Source organism: Streptomyces sp. TRD_SC_5 (genome assembly GCF_056836825.1).
Genome location: NZ_JBWZZS010000001.1, coordinates 3738291 through 3757132 on the forward strand (window position 1 = coordinate 3738291; position 18842 = coordinate 3757132).

Genomic DNA, 18842 nt, shown 5'->3' on the forward strand with positions numbered 1-18842 from the left:
CCCATGCGTCTACGACAGCGCCGCCCGCCCCACCGCCCCCACCGCGGCCCGGGCCGCGGGCGAGGTCGAGAGGTACTCGACGGCCTTGCGCAGCGAGCCTTCCTGCGAGGGATGGTACGACCGCCGGAAGTAGCGCGGTATCGCGGCGCCCAGCTCGCGCCAGGTCGGCAGCAGGCCCTTGGCGACCGCCCGGTTGTGCTCGCGCAGCGAGTACCGCAGCCGGCCCGCCAGTTGCGGGTCGTGGCGTATCAGGTACGCCGCGCCCCAGGCCCACAGCCACAGCAGCACCGGGGCGACCACCACCATGCCCTCGACGCGACGGGCGTAGCGGGGCAGGCCGGTGCCCCCGCAGTGCTGGTACATGTCGAAGGCGACGGCCCGGTGCTCGACCTCTTCGGCGCCGTGCCAGCGCAGCAGGTCGAGCATCACGGCGTCCGGGTCGGCGTGGTCGAGGCCCTCGGCGTGCAGCACCCAGTTCCCCAGTACGGCGGTGAATTGCTCGATCGCGGCGACCAGTGACAGCCGGAAGCGAAGCCACTCCTGCGCCGGTATCGGCGCCCCGAAGGGAGGGGCCTCGCCGAGGAGCTTCTCGAAGAGGAAGTCGACGTGCTTCGTGTACGCGCCGGTGTCCAGGTTCTGCCGGGCCAGGTGGTTCAGCACGTACGCGTGCTGAACGCTGTGCGTCGCCTCCTGTCCCATGAACCCCTTGACGTCCCTCAGCAGTTGCGGATCGCGGACCAGCGGCAGGGCCTCCTTGAAGACCCTGACGAACCACCGCTCCCCCGCCGGCAGCAGCAGGTGCAGCACGTTGATCACATGCGTGGCGGTGGGCTCGTCCGGGATCCAGTGCAGCGGCGTCTCGCGCCAGTCGAACGAGACCCTGCGAGGGACGATGGCGTACTGTTCGTCGGTGCTCACAGCGGCGGCTCCATCCGGGCGATCGCGCGCAGGGTCCTCGGTGCGAAGCGCGACAGGAAGTGGGCGCCGCGCGCCTCGGGTGTCACCGGTACGACGGCCTGGTTGCGTACGACGGCCTTCAGGACCGCGTCCGCTACTTTCTCCGGCGGGTAATTGCGCAGCCCGTACAGGCGTGACGACTTCTGCTGCCTGCGCTTCTCCTCGGCCGCCGAGACCCCGGCGAACCGTGCGGTCGAGGTGATGTTGGTGTTCACGAGCCCGGGGCAGATCGCGCTGACCCCGATGCCCCGGCCGGCGAATTCCGCCCGCAGGCACTCGCTGAGCATCAGCACCGCCGCCTTCGACGTGCTGTAGGCGGGAAGCACCTTCGACGGCTGGTACGCCGCCGCCGACGCGGTGTTGACGATGTGGCCGCCCTGGCCGCGGTCGGCCATCTGCTTGCCGAAGAGGCGGCAGCCGTGGATGACGCCCCACAGGTTCACGTCGAGGACCTTTTTCCAGTCCTCGGACGTGGTGTTCAGGAAGGAGCCGGAAATCCCGATGCCGGCGTTGTTGACCAGGACGTCGACGATCCCGTACTCGGTGGCGACCTTCTCGGCGAGCTTCTCCATCGCCTGTTCGTCGCTGACGTCGACCGTCTCGGCCCAGGCCTGCGGGGCACCGATGAGCCGCGCCATCTCCGCCGTACGGGCCGCGCCCTCCGTGTCCCGGTCCACGGCCACGATCCGCGCCCCCGCCTCGGCGAACGCGTAGGCGGTGGCCCGTCCGATGCCGCTGGCCGCGCCCGTCACCAGGACGAGCTGCCCGCCGAACCGGTCGGCGTACGGACCGCTCGCCACCTTGTCCCGGGGTGCGACTCCGGCCGCGGTGTCCTCGTTCGCCGTGACGAACTCGGTGATCCAGGAAGCCAGCTGGTCGGGCCTGGTGCGCGGCACCCAGTGCTTGGCGGGCAGCGAGCGCCGCACCAGCTGCGGCGCCCACTGCTCCAGGTCGTCGTACAGCCGCTCCGAGAGGAAGATGTCACCGGTCGGTGTGATCAGCTGGATGGGGGCGTGGGCGTACGCGTCGGCGCGCGGCCTGCGCAGCCGGGCACGCACGTTGTCGCGGTAGAGCCAGGCGCCGTGCGCCGCGTCCTGGGGCAGCGAGGCCGTCGGGTAGTCACCGGCGGGCACCTTCTCCACCCGCTGGAGGATCTTGGGCCACTGCTTGCCGAGCGGTCCGCGCCAGGCCAGCTCCGGCAGCACGGGCGTGTGCAGCATGTACACGTACCAGGACTTGGCGCCCTGCCCGAGGAGCTGGGCGGCCCGGCGCGGGGTCGGCCGGGCCATGCGCTTCTTGATCCAGTGCCCGAAGTGGTCCAGGGAGGGGCCGGACATCGACGTGAAGGAGGCGATCCTGCCCTCGGTGCGCTTGACCGTCACGAACTCCCAGGACTGCACCGACCCCCAGTCGTGTCCGACCAGGTGCACCGGCTTGCCGGGGCTGACCGCGTCGGCGACGGCCAGGAAGTCGTCCGTCAGCTTCTCCAGCGTGAAGCCGCCGCGCAGTGGCTTGGGCGCGGTGGACCTGCCGTGTCCGCGTACGTCGTACAGCACGACGTGGAAGTGCTCGGCGAGCCGCGAGGCGACCTCGGCCCACACCTCCTTGCTGTCCGGATAGCCGTGCACCAGCAGTACGGTCGGCCGCGCCGGATCGCCCAGCTCGGCGACGCACAGCTCGACTCCGCCCGTACGTACCCACCGCTCGGTGGCTTGCTCGATACTCACGCCGACTTCTCCTCTGCCCAGCGCCGCACGTGCGGCAGATCGTCGTCGAGCCAGAACGCGCTCTGCTCCGGATCCCTGGAGTCCGTCACCACCAGGATCTCCTCGAACTTCGCGCCCGTACCCCTGAATCCGAGGTGCGGTTCGACCGCCCACAGGCCCGGCTGGGGCGGGTGGTCGGAGAAGGTGTACGGGCTCCACAGCGGCGACCAGCCGTCGCGGTGCCCGTGCAGGGCGTCGCTCGCCAGCCCCTTCAGCGACTGGGTGCCGAACCCGAAGAGATGCGGCGACCAGCGTCGCTCCTTCACCCGGTCGACCTTGTGGGCGATGACGCCGAAGGGGTAGGCGCGATGCCGGTTGGCATAGCCCTGGCGGGCCATGAGCCGCTCGACGTCCTCGTAGATCTCGCGCAGCGGCCGCCGCTCGCGCACCTCGCGCAGGATCAGCTCACGGTGCGGTTCGAGATCGGCGAGCAGCTTGTCGTGCACGGGGTTGAGGCCGAGGCACCCCGAGTAGCCGATGTCGGCGGTGAAGCCCTTGTAGACCGGGGCCATGTCGAGGATGAACGGCATCCCCGCCTCCAGCCGCCGGTTCGTCGGAAAGAACTGCAGCGGCACCCGGAAATTCACGAAGGCCGTACGGTCACCGAACCAGGCGAAGGGCAGATGGAACCAGTCGTTCACCCCGCGCTCGCGCAGCCAGTCGCGCTGCATCCGCGCCGCCTCGCGCTCCGTCACCCCCGGCTTGAGCTGGGCCGCGACGGCTTCCGCGCAGGCGTAGGCGAGGCGCTGCACCTCGCGGAACCCCCGCAGATCCGCGGTGAGTTCGCTCTGCGAAGCCGAAACTGACGCAGAGACTGCTGAGACCGCTGCTGAAGCCATGCCACCTGTCCGTCCCTTGTTGCGGTACGCGTTCGTAACTTGACACTGATGAATGTGACAATGCCCGGCGGCGACGTCAAGGGGTCTGCGTTACCTGTGGAAACCTGATGCGACGGACGACGCCCCCTACGGGCCCGTACGCCTGGAGTCGGACACGGATCCAGCCGCCTGGTCTGACGCCTGGTGTGGTCTGCGCCACTACCTTCGAACACGTGACTGTGATCGCGACCGAAAGCCTGAGCAAGCGGTTCCCGAGGGTGACCGCTCTTGACCGGCTCTCCTTGGACATCGGACCCGGTGTGACCGGCCTGGTGGGCGCCAACGGAGCCGGCAAGTCCACCTTGATCAAGATCCTGCTGGGTCTGTCCCCCGCCACGGAGGGCACCGCTGCCGTGCTTGGCCTGGACGTCGCCACCAGTGGCGGCGCCATCCGCGAGCAGGTCGGCTACATGCCCGAGCACGACGCGCTGCCACCCGACGTCTCGGCCACCGAGTTCGTCGTCCACATGGCGCGCATGTCGGGGCTCCCGCCGACCGCCGCCCGAGAACGCACCGCCGACACCCTGCGCCATGTCGGTCTGTACGAGGAGCGCTACCGCCCCATCGGCGGCTACTCGACCGGCATGAAGCAGCGCGTGAAACTGGCGCAGGCGCTGGTCCACGACCCGAAACTGGTCCTCCTCGACGAACCGACCAACGGCCTCGACCCGGTCGGCCGCGACGAGATGCTCGGCCTCATCCGCCGCGTCTACACGGACTTCGGCATCTCGGTCCTGGTCACCTCGCACCTCCTCGGCGAGCTCGAGCGCACCTGCGACCACGTCGTCGTCATCGACGGCGGCACCCTGCTGCGCTCCAGCTCCACCAGCGACTTCACCCAGACCACCACCACACTCGCGGTCGAAGTGACCGACAGCGACACCCACCCGGACGGGACGCGCGCCCTGCGCGAAGCACTGACCGCCGCGGGAGCGACGCTGCACGCGCGCGTGGAGGACGGTCTGCCGGGCGCCGGCCACATCCTGCTGGTCGAGGCGACCGGCGAGGAGACGTACGACCTGGTGCGGGACACCGTCGCCGACCTCGGGGTCGGGCTCGTGCGGATGGAACAGCGCCGGCACCACATCGCGGAGGTCTTCCGCACGAACGAGCACACACCAACGGAAGCAGACGTCGAGGCCCGCAAGCCCGTCGCCGCCGTACAGCACGCCGTACAGCACGCCGTGCAGCCTGCCGTGCAGCCCCCCGTGCAGCACGCCGTACAGCAGAAGGGAGGCGGCCGCGATGGCAGCTGACCTCACGACACCGCCGGGCACCGACCCGAGCCGGATCCACAACATCGGCTACCGGTCGTACGACGGACCGCGCCTGGGCCGCGCCTACGCACGCCGCTCGCTCTTCTCGCAGTCCCTGCGCGGCGCCTACGGACTGGGCCGCAGCGCCAAGTCCAAGGTCCTGCCGATGGTCCTCTTCGCGGTGATGTGCCTGGTCGCGGCGATCATCGTCGCGGTCGCCGTGGCCGGGCCCGGCCTGACCGACCTGCCGGTGACGTACACCCGGTACGCGATCGTCATGCAGGCCGTCATCGGCCTCTACCTGGCCTCCCAGGCCCCGCAGTCCGTCTCGCGCGACCTGCGCTTCAAAACCGTACCGCTGTACTTCTCGCGCCCCATCGAGCGCGTCGACTACGTCCTCGCCAAGTACGCGGCGATGGCATCGGCCCTCTTCATCCTCACGGCGGCCCCTCTGGTGATCCTTTACGCCGGTGCGCTGCTCGCCGAATTCGACTTCGCGGACCAGACGAAGGCGTTCGCACAGGGGCTGGTCTCCGTGGCACTGCTGTCCGTCCTCTTCGCCGGCCTCGGCCTGGTGCTGGCCGCCCTCACCCCGCGCCGCGGCTTCGGTGTGGCCGCCGTCATCGCCGCACTGACCATCTCGTACGGCGCGGTGTCGACGGTCCAGGTGATCGCCTGGGACCAGGGCTCCACCGGGGCTGTCGAGTGGCTCGGGCTCTTCTCGCCCCTCACGCTGATCGACGGCGTACAGACCGCCTTCCTCGGCGCCACATCGGCCTTCCCCGGAGGGGAAGGCCCCTCGGCCGGCAGTGGCGTCGTCTACCTGCTCGCCGTCCTCGGGCTCGTCTACGGCTCGTACGCCGTGCTGATGCGCCGCTACCGAAAGGCCGGGCTGTGACCATCATCGACATCGACCACACCTCACGCTGGTTCGGCAACGTGGTGGCCGTCAACGACATCACCATGCGCGTCGGCCCCGGCGTGACCGGACTGCTCGGCCCCAACGGCGCCGGGAAGTCCACCCTGATCAACATGATGGGCGGCTTCCTCGCCCCCTCGACCGGCACCGTCACCCTCGACGGGAAGCCGATCTGGCGCAACGAATCCGTTTACAAGGAGATCGGAATCGTGCCCGAGAGGGAGGCGATGTACGACTTCCTCACGGGACGCGAATTCGTCGTCGCCAACGCCGAGTTGCACGGCCTGACCGCGGAAGCTGCCCAGAAGGCGCTCGCGACCGTCGAGATGGAGTACGCGCAGGACCGCAAGATCGCGACGTACAGCAAAGGCATGCGCCAGCGCGTGAAGATGGCGTCCGCGCTCGTCCACAACCCGTCGGTGCTGCTCCTGGACGAGCCGTTCAACGGCATGGACCCGCGCCAGCGCATGCAGCTGATGGATCTGCTGCGGCGGATGGGCGCCGAGGGCCGTACGGTCCTGTTCTCCTCCCACATCCTGGAGGAGGTCGAGCAACTCGCCTCGCACATCGAGGTGATCGTGGCCGGACGGCACGCCGCCTCCGGCGACTTCCGCAAGATCCGACGCCTGATGACGGACCGCCCGCACCGCTATCTCGTACGCTCCAGCGACGACCGCGCGCTCGCCGCCGCGCTGATCGCGGACCCGTCCACAGCGGGCATCGAAGTGGACCTGGAGGAAGGGGCGCTGCGCATCCAGGCCGTCGACTTCGGCCGGTTCACGGCACTGCTCCCGCAGGTCGCCCGCGCGCACGGCATCCGGCTGCTGACGGTCTCGCCCTCCGACGAGTCCCTCGAATCGGTCTTCTCCTACCTCGTAGCGGCCTGAAAGGAGCTTGCAGCGATGATCTACGAACCCACAGTCGCCCGGCTCACCTACCGGGCCCTCCTCGGCCGCCGCAGGGCCGCCATTCTCTTCATCCTGCCGGCGCTGCTGATCGCCATCGCGGTGGCGGTACGGCTGCTGGCGGGCGCGGACGACCAGATCGCGTCCGACGTCCTGGGCGGCTTCGCGATCGCCACGATGATCCCGCTGATCGGCGTGATCGCGGGTACGGGCGCGATCGGACCGGAGATCGACGACGGCTCGATCGTCTACCTGCTCGCCAAGCCGGTGAAGCGCCCGACGATCATCTTCACCAAGCTCATCGTCGCGATCGCCGTGACGATGGCCTTCTCCGCGATCCCCACGTTCGTCGCGGGCCTGATCCTCAACGGCAACGGCGGGCAGATCGCCATCGCCTACACGGTCGCGGCGCTGGTCGCCTCGATCGCGTACAGCGCGATCTTCCTGCTGCTCGGTACGGTCAGCCGCCACGCGGTGGTCTTCGGCCTCGTCTACGCGCTGGTCTGGGAGACGCTCTTCGGCAGCCTCGTCCCGGGCGCGCGCACGCTCAGCGTCCAGCAGTGGGCGCTGTCCCTGGCCGAACGCATCGGCGCGAACGGCACGATCACCTCGGACGTCGCCCTGCCGACGGCGTCGGTCCTGCTGGCGGTGGTGACGGTGGCGGCGACCTGGTACGCGGGCCAGAAGCTGCGCACGCTGAAGCTGGCGGGCGAGGAGTAAAGCGGAACGCTCCCGTCCATCAACCCCCGTCCGGTAGGCGGGGGTTGATGCGTTTCCGCGTGACTGTACGTTTATCGGCTCGTTGTTCACTGCGCGTGGAGGCAATTGGAATCTGAGACGTCGAGCGTTCGTGAATTCGGGTATTGCCGGTGCCGGAACGGATCCGGGCCGGTCGCCAGAGTGAGTAGCCACCTTGAGCGTCCTCCACCCCTGAGAGCCCGGGGAGAGGGCTGTCCATCGTCGGCTTCCACGAACGGAAGACATGCTCATGCCATCAGAAGTCGCCCTGCTCGAATCGCGCACCATGCGCGACGAGCATCTGGGCCGCATCGACGTCCTCGATAAAGTCAAGGCGCTTGTCATGCTCCCGGACGGTATTTACGTTCGCACAGAGGACGTGGCCCGGTATTTCGAGGTATCCACAGAGGTCCTCAAGAAGGTGGTCCAGCGGCATCGGCCCGAACTCAACGAGAACGGGTTGCAAGTACTGCGAGGCGACGACCTGCGCACCTTCCATAGGGACATCTTGTCCCTATGGAGCGACGACCTGGGGACAAGTTATCCACAGGCGGCCACTCAACTCACCCTGTACACCCGCCGCACCGTCCTCAACATCGCGATGCTTCTTCGCGACAGCGACATCGCCCGATGTGTCCGTACGTACCTCCTCGACGCCGAGGAGAACGGCTGGCGCGCGGGTTATGCCTCGCTCGACAAACGCGTCACCAAGGTGGAGTCCCACCTCGACACAGTGGGGCGCGCGCTCCAAGAGCTCGGGCCCGTCATCAACGGGATCTCGGTACGTCTGGACCGCCTCGACCGGCGGCTCGACGCCACCAATCAGGTGGTCGGCGCCATCAGCAACCGGCTCTGCGATCTCTCCGACCACATGCACCGCATGGAGGAGCGGATCGACCGCAGGCTGGACGACGTCTCCCTCCGGCTGAGCGCACTGGAACGGGTCCAGCGGGCCAAGACGCGTAAGCACCGCCGCTGATACCGGCCGCCGCCGAGGACCTCAGGCCAGCAGCAGTCGCAGCAGCACCGCGGTGTGGCTGTGTCCGGGGTCCTTGGCGGCGGTGAGCAGCGTGATCCGGCCGGCCTTCGCGAGCGTCCGCACGTCGTCCAGGGCGGCTGCCGCTTCCGGAGAGGCCAGCTCGGACTCGTAACGCCGGCCGAACTCCTCGAACTCGCCGGACGGGCCGTGGTACCAGCGGCGCAGTTCCGTCGACGGGGTGAGGGCCTTCGGCCACGCGTCGACCTCCGCCGTCTCCTTGCTCAGGCCGCGCGGCCACAGCCGGTCGACCAGGACGCGCGTACCGTCCTCGGCGGACGGCGGGTCGTACACCCTGCGCACTCGGACATCAGGTTCGGTCACAAGGACCAGCCTGCTACACCTTCCGGTCGCGCGCCGCGAACAGGCCCACCACCAGGGCCGCCGCGCAGACCCGCGCAGACCCCCAGCATCAGTGCGATCGGCAGCGTCCAGCTTCCGCTCGAAAAATAGAATGACGCCGCCGGAAGATCCCTGCACACTGGGTGACGCACCACTCACGGGGGTGGGGTGTTGGCCGGTGACGTACCCGACCCGGCCAACACTCGCAACCGGCCTCACCACCGGCAGCCCAGGGACTCAGCCGCTCAGCAACTGCTCCAGGACGACCGCGATGCCGTCGTGGTCGTTGGACGCCGTGATCTCGTGGGCCACGGCCTTGAGTTCGTCGTGAGCGTTGGCCATCGCCACGCCGTGCGCGGCCCAGCCGAACATCGGGATGTCGTTCGGCATGTCGCCGAAGGCGATCGTGTCCGAGGCCTTGAGCCCCAGCCGCCGTGCAGCCAGCGACAGGCCCGTCGCCTTGCTCAGCCCCAGCGGCAGGAGCTCCACCACGCCGGGACCCGCCATCACCACGTCGACCAGGCTGCCGACCGTCTGGCGCGCGACCCGCGCCAGCTCGTCGTCGCCCAGGTCCGCGTGCTGGATGTAGACCTTGTTCAGCGGCGCCGACCACAGGTCGGACGGGTCCTCGAAGGCCACGTACGGAAGCGGCCCTTCCTGCACCCGGTAGCCCGCCCCGACCAGCACCTCGCCGTCCAGACCGTCGCGGCTCGCGGCGAGCGCAAGCGGGCCGGTCTCCGCCTCGATCTTCGACAGCGCCAGCCCGGCCAGCTGCCGGTCCAGGGTCACCGAGGTCAGCAGCCGGTGCTCACCCGCGTGGTAGACCTGCGCGCCCTGGCCGCAGACCGCGAGGCCTTCGTAGCCGAGGTCGTCCAGGATGTGCCGGGTCCACGGAACCGAGCGTCCGGTGACGACGATGTGGGCCGCGCCCGCCGCCGTGGCGGCGGCGAGCGCTTCGCGCGTACGGCCCGAGACCGTGTCGTCGGAGCGCAGCAGCGTCCCGTCGAGGTCGGTCGCGACAAGCTTGTACGGGAACGGCCGGGAGGCGGTGCTCACTTGGAGAGGGGCTCCAGAATCTCTCGTCCCCCGAGGTACGGCCGCAGAATTTCCGGCACCCGCACCGAACCGTCCGCCTGCTGGTGGTTCTCCAGGATCGCCACGATCGTGCGCGGTACGGCGCACAGCGTGCCGTTCAGCGTCGCCAGCGGCTGCACCTTCTTGCCGTCGCGCATCCGGATCGACAGCCGGCGCGACTGGAACTCCAGGCAGTTCGACGCGGACGTCAGCTCGCGGTACTTGCCCTGCGTCGGAATCCACGCCTCGCAGTCGTACTTGCGCGAGGCCGAGGAACCCAGGTCACCACTGGCCACATCGATCACCTGGAACGGCAGCTCCAGCGACGACAGCCACTGCTTCTCCCACGCCAGCAGCCGTTCCAGCTCCGCCTCGGCGTCCGCCGGGGCGACGTACGAGAACATCTCGACCTTGTCGAACTGGTGCACCCGGAAGATGCCCCGGGTGTCCTTCCCGTACGTACCGGCCTCGCGCCGGAAGCAGGGCGAGAAGCCGGCGTACCGCAGCGGCAGCTTGTCCGCGTCGATGATCTCGTCCATGTGGTACGCCGCGAGGGGGACCTCGGAGGTGCCGACCAGGTAGTAGTCGTCCTTCTCCAGGTGGTACACGTTCTCGGCGGCCTGGCCGAGGAAGCCCGTACCCTCCATGGCGCGCGGCCGGACCAGCGCGGGCGTCAGCATCGGGATCAGGCCGGCCTCTGTGGCCTGCGCGATCGCCGCGTTGACGAGGGCGAGCTCGAGGAGCGCGCCGATGCCGGTCAGGTAGTAGAAGCGCGAGCCGGACACCTTGGCGCCGCGCTCGACGTCGATCGCGCCGAGCGACTCGCCGAGCTCCAGGTGGTCCTTGGGCTCGAAGCCCTCGGCGGCGAAGTCGCGCGGGGTGCCGATGGTCTCCCGTACGACGAAGTCTTCCTCGCCGCCCACGGGGACGTCGGGGTGCACGATGTTGCCGAGCCGGAGCAGCAGGCGCTTGGACTCCTCGGCCGCCTCGTCCTGTTCGGCGTCGGCGGCCTTGACGGCGGCGGCGAGCTCGCCGGCCTTCCTCAGCAGTTCGGCCTTCTCGTCGTCGGCGGCCTTGCGGATGAGATTGCCGAGCGACTTCTGCTCGGAGCGGAGTTCGTCGAAGCGGACGCTGGACGACCTGCGCCGCTCGTCGGCGGAGAGGAGGGCGTCGACGAGGGCGACGTCCTCTCCACGGGCGCGCTGGGAGGCGCGGACACGGTCGGGGTCCTCACGGAGCAGGCGAAGGTCAATCACCCCACCAGGCTACCTGCGACCGCTTCCGCCGATCGACTTGATATTGCATTGCGTGGCGCTTTGCCCGTATTGCCCAAATTAGGAATGGTGGAGGACGGCCGCCCCGGCGCCCGTGACGCGCGTCAATAAAACAGGCGTTATTCCCCGAAACGGGGCAGTTTCCGTTCATCTCCTTGACGCTTTCCCCTTGCGCGGAGCGGGAGTTGGCGACTCAGTTGTCCACAGGAATGGACGGCTCCAGAGACTTATCCACAGGCTGTGCGAAAGATCTGTGGACGCCGGAAGAGATCGTTCCGAAAGGTGCATGAAGGGCGAAGGATTCCCGGCCCAAACCCTCTTCACACACTCATTCGGGTGGGAATTACTCGCTCTAAAGAGTTGATCAATGGAATTGGGCTGACAGAGCACGACCTGCCGACCTGTGGACGGAAGAGAGGTCTCTGAGCAGATTTGTCGACGATGTCGGGATACGTTGTCGACTTGTCCCCAGGTCGAGAAGCGCACCTGTGGACAACTTCTGTGGATAACGCAAATCTGCAGGTAGGACTAGCAGCAGCAGTCGCTGCGCTGCCGGCCCCGGACCGGTCAGGCAGTCAGGCCCGCCCGTCCTGGCTCCGCGCCAGCCAGTCCGCGGCCGCCACGAACTCCGCGTCCGACGTCCCCGGTCGCAGCGCCCGCACATCGTCGACCGCCACACCGGCCCGCGGATACGACCCCAGGAAGCGCACCTTCGGACAGATCCGCTTCAGCCCCATCAGGGCCTCGCCCACCCGCCGGTCCGAGATGTGGCCCTCGGCGTCCACGGCGAAGCAGTAATTGCCGATGCCCGCACCCGTCGGCCGCGACTGGATCAGCATCAGGTTGACGCCGCGCACCGCGAATTCCTGGAGCAGTTCGAGCAGCGCGCCCGGGTGGTCGTCGCCCAGCCACAGGACCACCGACGTCTTGTCCGCCCCGGTCGGTGCCGCGGGCCGCGCGGGCCGTCCCACCAGGACGAAACGCGTCTGTGCGTTCACGGCGTCGTGGATCTCGGTGACGAGCGGTTCGAGGCCGTACGTCGCCGCCGCGAACTCACCCGCGAAGGCGGCGTCGAACCGGCCCTCCTGGACCAGCCGCGCGCCGTCCGCGTTCGACGCCGCCGACTCCCACAGCACGTCGGGCAGGTGCGTCGCCATCCAGTTGCGCACCTGTGGCTGGGCTGCGGGGTGCGCGGTGACCGTCTTGATGTCGGAGAGCTTGGTACCGGGACGCACCAGCAGCGCGAAGCTGATCGACAGCAGCACCTCGCGGTAGATCATCAGCGGTTCGCCGGACGTCAGTTCGTCGAGCGTGGCGGTGATGCCGCCCTCGACGGAGTTCTCGATCGGTACGAGCGCCGCCGCCGCTTCACCGCTGCGTACGGCGTCGAGAGCGGCCGGTACGGACACCATCGGGGCGAGTTCCCGGGTGGCGGCCTCGGGGAGCGTACGGAGGGCGACCTCGGTGAAGGTGCCTTCGGGACCGAGATAGGCATAGCGCGTTGCCGACATACGGTCACCTTAATGCGCCGTGCGGGAGGGCCGTACGGGACGGACGACCGGCCTCAGGACTCCAGCAGCCGCTGTCCCACGTACTCCCCGTCCCGCGCCCCGCCCGGCACCGCGAACAGACCGCTCGCCTCGTGCCGGACGAACGGGGAGAGCGCGTCGCCCCGGTCGAGCTTGCGCTGCACCGGCACGAAGCCGCGCAGTGGGTCCGCCTGCCAGCAGATGAAGAGCAGTCCCGCGTCCGGTGTCCCGTCGGCGGCGATGCCGTCGTGGTACGAGAACGGCCGTCGCAGCATCGCCGCGCCGCCGTTCTGCTCGGGCGCGGAGATACGGGCGTGGGCGTTGGACGGAATGACCAGCTTGCCGTCGGGGCCGGTCTTGTCGAGGTCGAGTTCGGTGCTCTCCTTGCCGCCCGTCAGCGGCGCCCCGTCGCTCTTCTTGCGCCCGATGACCTTTTCCTGATCCCCGCGCGCCAGCTTCTCCCAGTCGTCGAGGAGCATCCGGATGCGGCGTACGACGGCGTACGAGCCGCCCGCCATCCACCCGGGCCCTTCTGCTCCGCCGTCCGCCGGTACGAAGATCCGCCGGTCGAAGTCGGCCTCGGACGGCTTGGGGTTGCCCGTACCGTCGATCTGTCCCATCAGGTTGCGGGCCGTCATGGGCTGCGCGGTCGCCCCCGGGGAACGGTTGAAACCGTTCATCTGCCACCGCACCCTGGCGGCTTCCCCGGCCTCTCTCTGGATCACGCGCAGGGCGTGAAAGGCGACCAGTGCGTCGTCGGCGCCGATCTGTACCCACAGGTCGCCGTTGCTGCGCCGTGCGTCGAGGTGGTCGGAGGAGAAGTCGGGCAGCGGGTCGAGCGCGATGGGGCGCTGTTTGCTCAGTCCCGTACGGCCGAAGAAGGTGCGGCCGAGGCCGAAGGTGACGGTGAGCGAGGAGGGTCCGGCGTCGAGTGCCACCCCGGTGTCGGCGTCGCCGAGGGGTTCGCCGGCCGTCATCCGGCGGGCCGCCGCCGACCAGCGTCGCAGCAGGGCCGCCGCTTCCTTGCGGCCGGCGCCGGGGGCGAGGTCGAAGGCGACGAGGTGGCCGCGGGCCTGGAGGGGTGTGGTGATGCCGGCCTGGTGCTTGCCGTGGAAGGGGACGGCGGTCGAGCCGACGGACGTGAGTGTCTTCGCGTCCGTCGAGGCGTCGGTGGAGGCGTCGGAGCCGGCGGAGGCATAGACGGTGGCGCCGCCGGTGGCGCCGAGTACGAGGCCCGCGGCGCCGGCCGCGCCGGCGGTGCCGAGCAGCCGCCTCCTGGAGACGTCGTTCTCGCGCATGTCGTTGTCGCTCACGCCGGTCAGCCGATCTTCACGTTCTTCTTGACGGTCACTTGGTCGATGTCGGACGTGCGTACGGTCACTTCCATCTCCCACGTCCCGGGCATGGGGATCTGCACCCCGTTCGCACTCCAGTGTCCGGTGGCGATGCGGTCGGGGGCGGCGGGCAGCGGCCCGATCTCCTTGGCGTTGTGGGTGAAGGCGACCTTCACCTCGGGTGCGTCCATGGCGCGCCCGTTGGGCCGCTCAAGCCATACGTGCAGGGCGTTGCTGCCGGAGCGCCCGGGGTCGAGTTCGACCCTGGCGGTGCCCTTGCCGTCCTCGCCGCCGGTGTCGAAGGGGATACGGACGTCGACCGGGCCGGCGGTGGAGGCGGCCGCGGTGTCGCCTCTCCCGGCTTCCTTCTCCTCGGTGCGGCCGGGCTCGGTGCTCGTCAGTACGGTCGTCACGGCCAGCAGCACCACGGCGACCGCGGCTTCCGTCAGTACGGAGCGTCGCAGCCCCCGGCGCCCGGGGTCGGCGTCCCGTACCCGCTTGACGCGCGCGGTGGCCATGGCGGCCTTCTGCCGGGCGAGCTGGGCGGCCCGCTTCGGGTCGTCGGGCACGGTGACGGGCTCGGGTTCCTCGGCCGTCTCCTCGCCGGGTGCGGCGGCGTCGGCTTCCTCGGCCTCGGTGGCCGCCGTCTCCGCCAGCCGTCCCGTCCAGCGTCGCGATATCCACGCGATGCCGACGAGGACGGTGACCAGCCCGATCTTGACGAGCAGCAGCTGCCCGTACGCCGTCCCGGTCAGTGCCGACCAGGAGCCGACCTGCCGCCAGGACTGGTAGATCCCGGTCGCGGCCAGCACGGCGACGCTCGCGAAGGCCAGGCGGGAGAAGTTCCGTACGGCGCCGCGTTCGATGCCCGGCACCCGGTAGAGCGCGACGAGCAGTGCGGCGAGGCCGCCCAGCCAGGTGGCGACGGCCAGCAGGTGCAGTACGTCGACGGGCATCGCGATGCCGGGCTGGAGTCCGGTCGACGCGTGCTCGGAGAGTGCCCAGGTGGCCGCGATTCCGGCGGCCAGGACTCCGCCGCCGAGGGCGAGCCCGAAGGTGAGGTCCTTCTTCTCGCTCAGTTGCTTGTCGTCGAGGGGTGTTTCCCTCTTGGCGTACGCCCCGAACAGCACGGCGACGAAGAGCGCGGCCGCGCCGAGCAGCAGCAGCCGGGAGACGAGCGATGCGCCGGTCTTGGTTTCCAGTACGGCTTTGAGCCCGCTGAGGTCGAAGGCGTCCGCGAGCTTTCCGGACCCGGTGTAGGGGGCGCGCAGCAGCAGCATCACGAGCGTGGAAGCGGTGAGGGTGATCCAGCCCTGTACGACGAGGCGCTGTACGGGCCGTTCGCCGGCGCCGCGCTGCCAGCAGGCCAGTACGAAGGCGCCGCCGCCGACGAGCAGGATGAAGCCGGCGTACGCGGTGTAGCGGGCGATGCCGTAGAGCGCGCCGACGAGGCCGCCGCCCGCGGTCTGTTCGGGCAGGGCGACGGTGGTCTTGGAGGGGGCGCCGATGGAGAAGGTGAAGGCGCCGGAGATGGGGTGGCTGTCGGCGGAGACGGCCTGCCAGGCGACGGTGTAGGTGCCGTCGGGGAGTCCTGGGTTGAGGGCGACGCCGTACTGGACGACGGTGCCTCTGCTCATGTCGCGTACTTCACCGGTGTCGGAGCGTTTCCCGCTCGGTTCCAGTACGCGGATCGAGTCGTTCCCGAGAGCGATCTTTTCGGAGAACGTGAGGGTGATGTGCTTGGGCGCGGTGGCGACGACCGCCCCGTCCTTCGGGTCGCTTCCCGTGAGCGCGGCGTGCGCGGACGCGGGGGCGGCTCCTGCGAGCAGTGTGCCGAGGAGTGCCGTGGTGATGAGCAGCAGCCTGATCACTGCGGCTGCTCCGAAGCGCGGGGCGGTTACCGGCATGGTGTGTCAGTCCCTCACTGCTTCTTGGGGTTGTGGGTGGGCTCCTTGACGGGAAGTTCGGCCTTGATGGGGCCGGCCTTCTCGAAGTGCAGCTCCACGGTCACCGTCTCGCCCTGCTGGGGTTTTTTCTTGAGCTTCAGGAACATCATGTGGTTCCCGCCGCGCTCCAGATCCAGTTCGCCGTCCGCGGGGATGTCGAAGGACGTGACTTCTCGCATCTTCTGGTTCTTGGTCTCGTGGATCTGGACCTCGCCCGCGATGTCACTGGTGACGGAGGTGAGCTTGTCGGCGGTGTCGCTGTCGTTCTTGACGGTGAGGAAGCCGGCGGCCATGTCGTCCATGACGGGTTCCGGCATGAAGGCCCCGCTGATCTTCAGTTCGGGCTTGTCGTCGCCCGGGGAGGAGCAGCCCGCCAGCGCGAGGCCGGCGGCCAGGGCCGCGGCCGTCGCGAGGGTGGTGCGGCGGCGGCTCACGGGTTCTCTCCCTTGATGAGCTTGGGGAGGTCCTTGATGTAGTCGTCGGCGGTGGTGTCCTCGCTGTAGAGGACGTACCCGGCGTCGGTCTTCGGGGAGAACGCGATGACCTGTGCGCCGTGCATGGAGACGACCGTGCCGTCCTTCTCCTTCTTGGGCGGGTCGATGCCGATGCCCATTTGGCGGGCCCCGGCCTGGATGGTGGGGAAGTCGCCGGTGAGTCCGGTGAAGGCGGGGTCGCCGGCGCCCTTGAGCCACTTGCCGAGGGCCTGGGGGGTGTCCCGTTCGGGGTCGGTGGTGACGAAGACGACCTGGAGCTTGTCGCGGTCGGCCCGGGGGAGCTTCTTGTACGCGATGGCGATGTTGCTCATCGTGAGCGGGCAGACGTCGGGGCAGTTGGTGTAGCCGTAGTAGATGAGTGTCGGCTTGCCCTTGGTCTGCTCGCGCAGGTCGTACTTCTTGCCGTGGGTGTCGGTGAGGACGAGGTCCGGCTTCTTGAAGGGCCGGTCGAGTACGGTCGCGGCCTTTTCGTTCGTGTCGGCGGAGACGTCGGTGACGGGCTTGGAGCCGTTGTCGGCCTGGTCGCCGCCGCACGCGGACAGGGTGAGCGCGGCCGTGGCGACGAGCGCCACGGCCAGCGCGTTCTTCTTGCGCATGGAGGTAGTTCCCGGTGTTTCGGTGTGGGGGATGAGGCGTCAGGACGTGCGGCGGCGGCCGGCGAGAACGCCGAAGGCCACACCCGCGACACCCACGATGATGCCGACGACGGCGAGGATGCGGGCGGTCGTGTCGCTGCTCGTGGTGTCGCCGGCGGCCGCCGTCCCGCTCTTGTGGGCGGCGTTGTCGGCGTCGGCCTTGGCGTCGTCCGTTTCCTTGGCGCCGGCGCCGTGGTGGTCGTCCCCGGCGGGCTCGGACAGCTTGAGTACGGGCGCGGGCGACTGCGGCTCCTCCTCGCCCTCCTTGGGCTCCTCGATCCAGCGGACGACTTCCTCGTTGTCGTACGTCTGGACGGCCTTGACGACGAGCTGGTCGGCGTCCTCGGGGAGCTGGCCGAGGGAGAGCGGGAACTGCTGGAACTGGCCGGGTCCGATCTTGCCGCCGGTCCAGGTGACCTTGGAGACGGCTTCGTTGATCTCCTTGCCGTGGACCTTGAGCGGCTTGTCGAGCTTGGTCTTGGTGACCTCGGTCTTCCAGCCGGGCACGGGCTGCGGCATTACGGACGACAGCGGGTGGTCGGTGGGGAAGGAAATTTCGAGCTTGACGGTGGAGGCGTTGTCCCGCTCGTTGGGCACCTTGATGTTGACGGTGGCGTAGCCGCCCTTTTCGGCGGGTCCGACGGGCTGCACGCCGACGTGCGCGAAGGCCGTTCCCGCGAACAGCAGGACGGTGGAAGCGGCGGTGGCACCGGCGAGAGAGACGGCGGACATACGGGTGACGTTCATCTGGGAACACTCCACGGCAGAGGTGAATGACGCTCCGGTGCGCGGGTGCGCGCCGGCGTCGCGGCGCCGTTCCCGTGGTGTTGCGTGTGGTACGCCGGGGAAGTGCGCCGCGTCAGGCTGCGAGTACGAGCGCCGCCGTGGGCGGTCCGCGCCTGATCACCGTGTGCTGGAGGGCTTCCCCGGCGGGCCGCAGGGGCGTGATGAAGGGAGTGCTGGGGGTGCGCGGCCGGCGTGCGGGCGTTGCGGTGAGCGGCCCGGCGTTCAGCGACCGTACGAGTGCCAGGGCTGCGCGCAGCGACCGTACGAGTGCGCCGTCGGCGACGTCGTGGGCCGACAGCAGGATGAGCCGGGACAGTGCGAGGTCCCCGTGGCGCAGGAGCCATCCGGTGGCGACGGCGGCGAGCAGGTGGCCGAGCAGCATGGGGAGGGTGGGCAGCAGCCCGGCGGCCGGTTCGGTGGCGCCCGTGTGGTGCGCCGCTTGTGCGGCGTGCGCGAGGTGCTGCTGCGCCGTGTGTACGGAGGTGGGGTCGATGCCCGCTTCGGTGATGACGCGGCGCGCTTCGGCGGTGCTGAGCGGCAGTGCGCCGGCGCCGCACACGAGCTTGGCGGCGAAGGCGCGCAGCGAGGTGTCGGTGGCGGCGCTCTCCAGCGCCGGGCTGTGCTGGCCGAACCCGAAGAGGGTGTGCAGGGCGAGCTGTCCGCCGGTCAGTGCGGCGGCGATGGCGGGCATGGTGCGTGCGCGCCCGGCGAACGGTGCGACCAGGCCGAATACGGCGGCGGCGCCGAGTGCAAGCGTCCACCAGGGAACGGTGGCGCAGGACGCCATGACGTGTCCGGTCGCGGCCAGCACGACACAGACCGCGGTGAACACCGCGGTCCTGAGCAGCCGCAGACGGGCTGCGGCGCGTGCGTCGGACGTAGACATGGCCTCGACATCATCGCACTGCGTCCACGGCTTTCCCACGGCAGGTCCGGGAGCGTATACACCGGCACAAGGAGTGCGCGCATCGGC

The 18842-nt window shown here is 69.4% G+C and carries 18 protein-coding genes; 5 read left to right on the top strand and 13 right to left on the bottom strand.

Annotated elements, in window-relative coordinates:
• Window positions 1-9 precede the first annotated feature (9 nt).
• Genes AC1P0E_RS17370 through AC1P0E_RS17380 form a run of 3 tightly spaced genes read right to left on the bottom strand, consistent with a single transcriptional unit; the run spans window position 10 to window position 3562 of the window.
• On the bottom strand, window positions 10-918 hold the full coding sequence (locus AC1P0E_RS17370) for a metal-dependent hydrolase (RefSeq protein ID WP_482743077.1): 909 nt from the start codon (window positions 916-918) through the stop codon (window positions 10-12).
• Window positions 915-2684 (bottom strand): SDR family oxidoreductase, encoded by a 1770-nt coding sequence (locus AC1P0E_RS17375; protein WP_482743078.1) that lies wholly within the window; start codon window positions 2682-2684, stop codon window positions 915-917. Before AC1P0E_RS17375 ends, AC1P0E_RS17370 begins: the two co-directional genes overlap by 4 nt.
• A complete protein-coding gene (locus AC1P0E_RS17380; protein ID WP_482743079.1) occupies window positions 2681-3562 on the bottom strand; it encodes a M24 family metallopeptidase in 882 nt (293 codons plus the stop codon). The genes AC1P0E_RS17375 and AC1P0E_RS17380 overlap by 4 nt, the downstream gene beginning before the upstream one ends.
• Before the next feature lie 257 nt (window positions 3563-3819).
• Here AC1P0E_RS17380 and AC1P0E_RS17385 point away from each other — a divergent pair, with 257 nt between their 5' ends.
• From AC1P0E_RS17385 to AC1P0E_RS17405, 5 genes are all read left to right on the top strand, one after another.
• The gene (locus AC1P0E_RS17385) at window positions 3820-4857 is read left to right on the top strand and encodes an ABC transporter ATP-binding protein (protein ID WP_482745788.1); all 1038 of its coding nucleotides are present in this window, start codon (window positions 3820-3822) and stop codon (window positions 4855-4857) included.
• Complete coding sequence (locus tag AC1P0E_RS17390; protein WP_482743080.1) at window positions 4847-5755, top strand: ABC transporter permease; 909 nt, start codon at window positions 4847-4849, stop codon at window positions 5753-5755. The genes AC1P0E_RS17385 and AC1P0E_RS17390 overlap by 11 nt, the downstream gene beginning before the upstream one ends.
• A complete protein-coding gene (locus AC1P0E_RS17395) occupies window positions 5752-6663 on the top strand; it encodes an ABC transporter ATP-binding protein (RefSeq protein ID WP_482743081.1) in 912 nt (303 codons plus the stop codon). The genes AC1P0E_RS17390 and AC1P0E_RS17395 overlap by 4 nt, the downstream gene beginning before the upstream one ends.
• Before the next feature lie 18 nt (window positions 6664-6681).
• Window positions 6682-7401, top strand: coding sequence for an ABC transporter permease (locus AC1P0E_RS17400; RefSeq protein ID WP_482745789.1), 720 nt, complete (start codon window positions 6682-6684; stop codon window positions 7399-7401).
• Between the two features lie 268 nt (window positions 7402-7669).
• On the top strand, window positions 7670-8398 hold the full coding sequence (locus tag AC1P0E_RS17405; protein ID WP_482743082.1) for a hypothetical protein: 729 nt from the start codon (window positions 7670-7672) through the stop codon (window positions 8396-8398).
• Between the two features lie 21 nt (window positions 8399-8419).
• Here the strand turns inward: AC1P0E_RS17405 and AC1P0E_RS17410 are convergent, their stop codons facing one another.
• From AC1P0E_RS17410 to AC1P0E_RS17455, 10 genes are all read right to left on the bottom strand, one after another.
• Window positions 8420-8779, bottom strand: a complete 360-nt coding sequence (locus AC1P0E_RS17410) for a DUF488 domain-containing protein (RefSeq protein WP_482743083.1) — start codon at window positions 8777-8779, stop codon at window positions 8420-8422.
• A 255-nt stretch (window positions 8780-9034) separates the two neighbouring features.
• A complete protein-coding gene (locus AC1P0E_RS17415) occupies window positions 9035-9853 on the bottom strand; it encodes an HAD family hydrolase (RefSeq protein WP_482743084.1) in 819 nt (272 codons plus the stop codon).
• Window positions 9850-11127, bottom strand: coding sequence for a serine--tRNA ligase (serS, locus tag AC1P0E_RS17420; protein ID WP_482743085.1), 1278 nt, complete (start codon window positions 11125-11127; stop codon window positions 9850-9852). Before serS ends, AC1P0E_RS17415 begins: the two co-directional genes overlap by 4 nt.
• 593 nt (window positions 11128-11720) lie before the next feature.
• A complete protein-coding gene (gene pheA / locus AC1P0E_RS17425) occupies window positions 11721-12656 on the bottom strand; it encodes a prephenate dehydratase (RefSeq protein WP_482743086.1) in 936 nt (311 codons plus the stop codon).
• Window positions 12657-12709: 53 nt separating this feature from the next.
• Window positions 12710-13972, bottom strand: a complete 1263-nt coding sequence (efeB, locus tag AC1P0E_RS17430; RefSeq protein WP_482745790.1) for an iron uptake transporter deferrochelatase/peroxidase subunit — start codon at window positions 13970-13972, stop codon at window positions 12710-12712.
• Window positions 13973-13992: 20 nt separating this feature from the next.
• A complete protein-coding gene (locus AC1P0E_RS17435; protein WP_482743087.1) occupies window positions 13993-15915 on the bottom strand; it encodes a copper resistance CopC/CopD family protein in 1923 nt (640 codons plus the stop codon).
• 14 nt (window positions 15916-15929) lie between these two features.
• Window positions 15930-16388, bottom strand: coding sequence for a copper chaperone PCu(A)C (locus AC1P0E_RS17440; protein WP_482743088.1), 459 nt, complete (start codon window positions 16386-16388; stop codon window positions 15930-15932).
• Window positions 16385-17044, bottom strand: coding sequence for an SCO family protein (locus AC1P0E_RS17445; RefSeq protein ID WP_482743089.1), 660 nt, complete (start codon window positions 17042-17044; stop codon window positions 16385-16387). Before AC1P0E_RS17445 ends, AC1P0E_RS17440 begins: the two co-directional genes overlap by 4 nt.
• Window positions 17045-17083: 39 nt before the next feature.
• Complete coding sequence (locus AC1P0E_RS17450; protein ID WP_482743090.1) at window positions 17084-17830, bottom strand: YcnI family copper-binding membrane protein; 747 nt, start codon at window positions 17828-17830, stop codon at window positions 17084-17086.
• A 112-nt stretch (window positions 17831-17942) separates the two neighbouring features.
• Window positions 17943-18755 (bottom strand): hypothetical protein, encoded by an 813-nt coding sequence (locus tag AC1P0E_RS17455; RefSeq protein WP_482743091.1) that lies wholly within the window; start codon window positions 18753-18755, stop codon window positions 17943-17945.
• Between the last annotated feature and the right edge of the window lie 87 nt (window positions 18756-18842).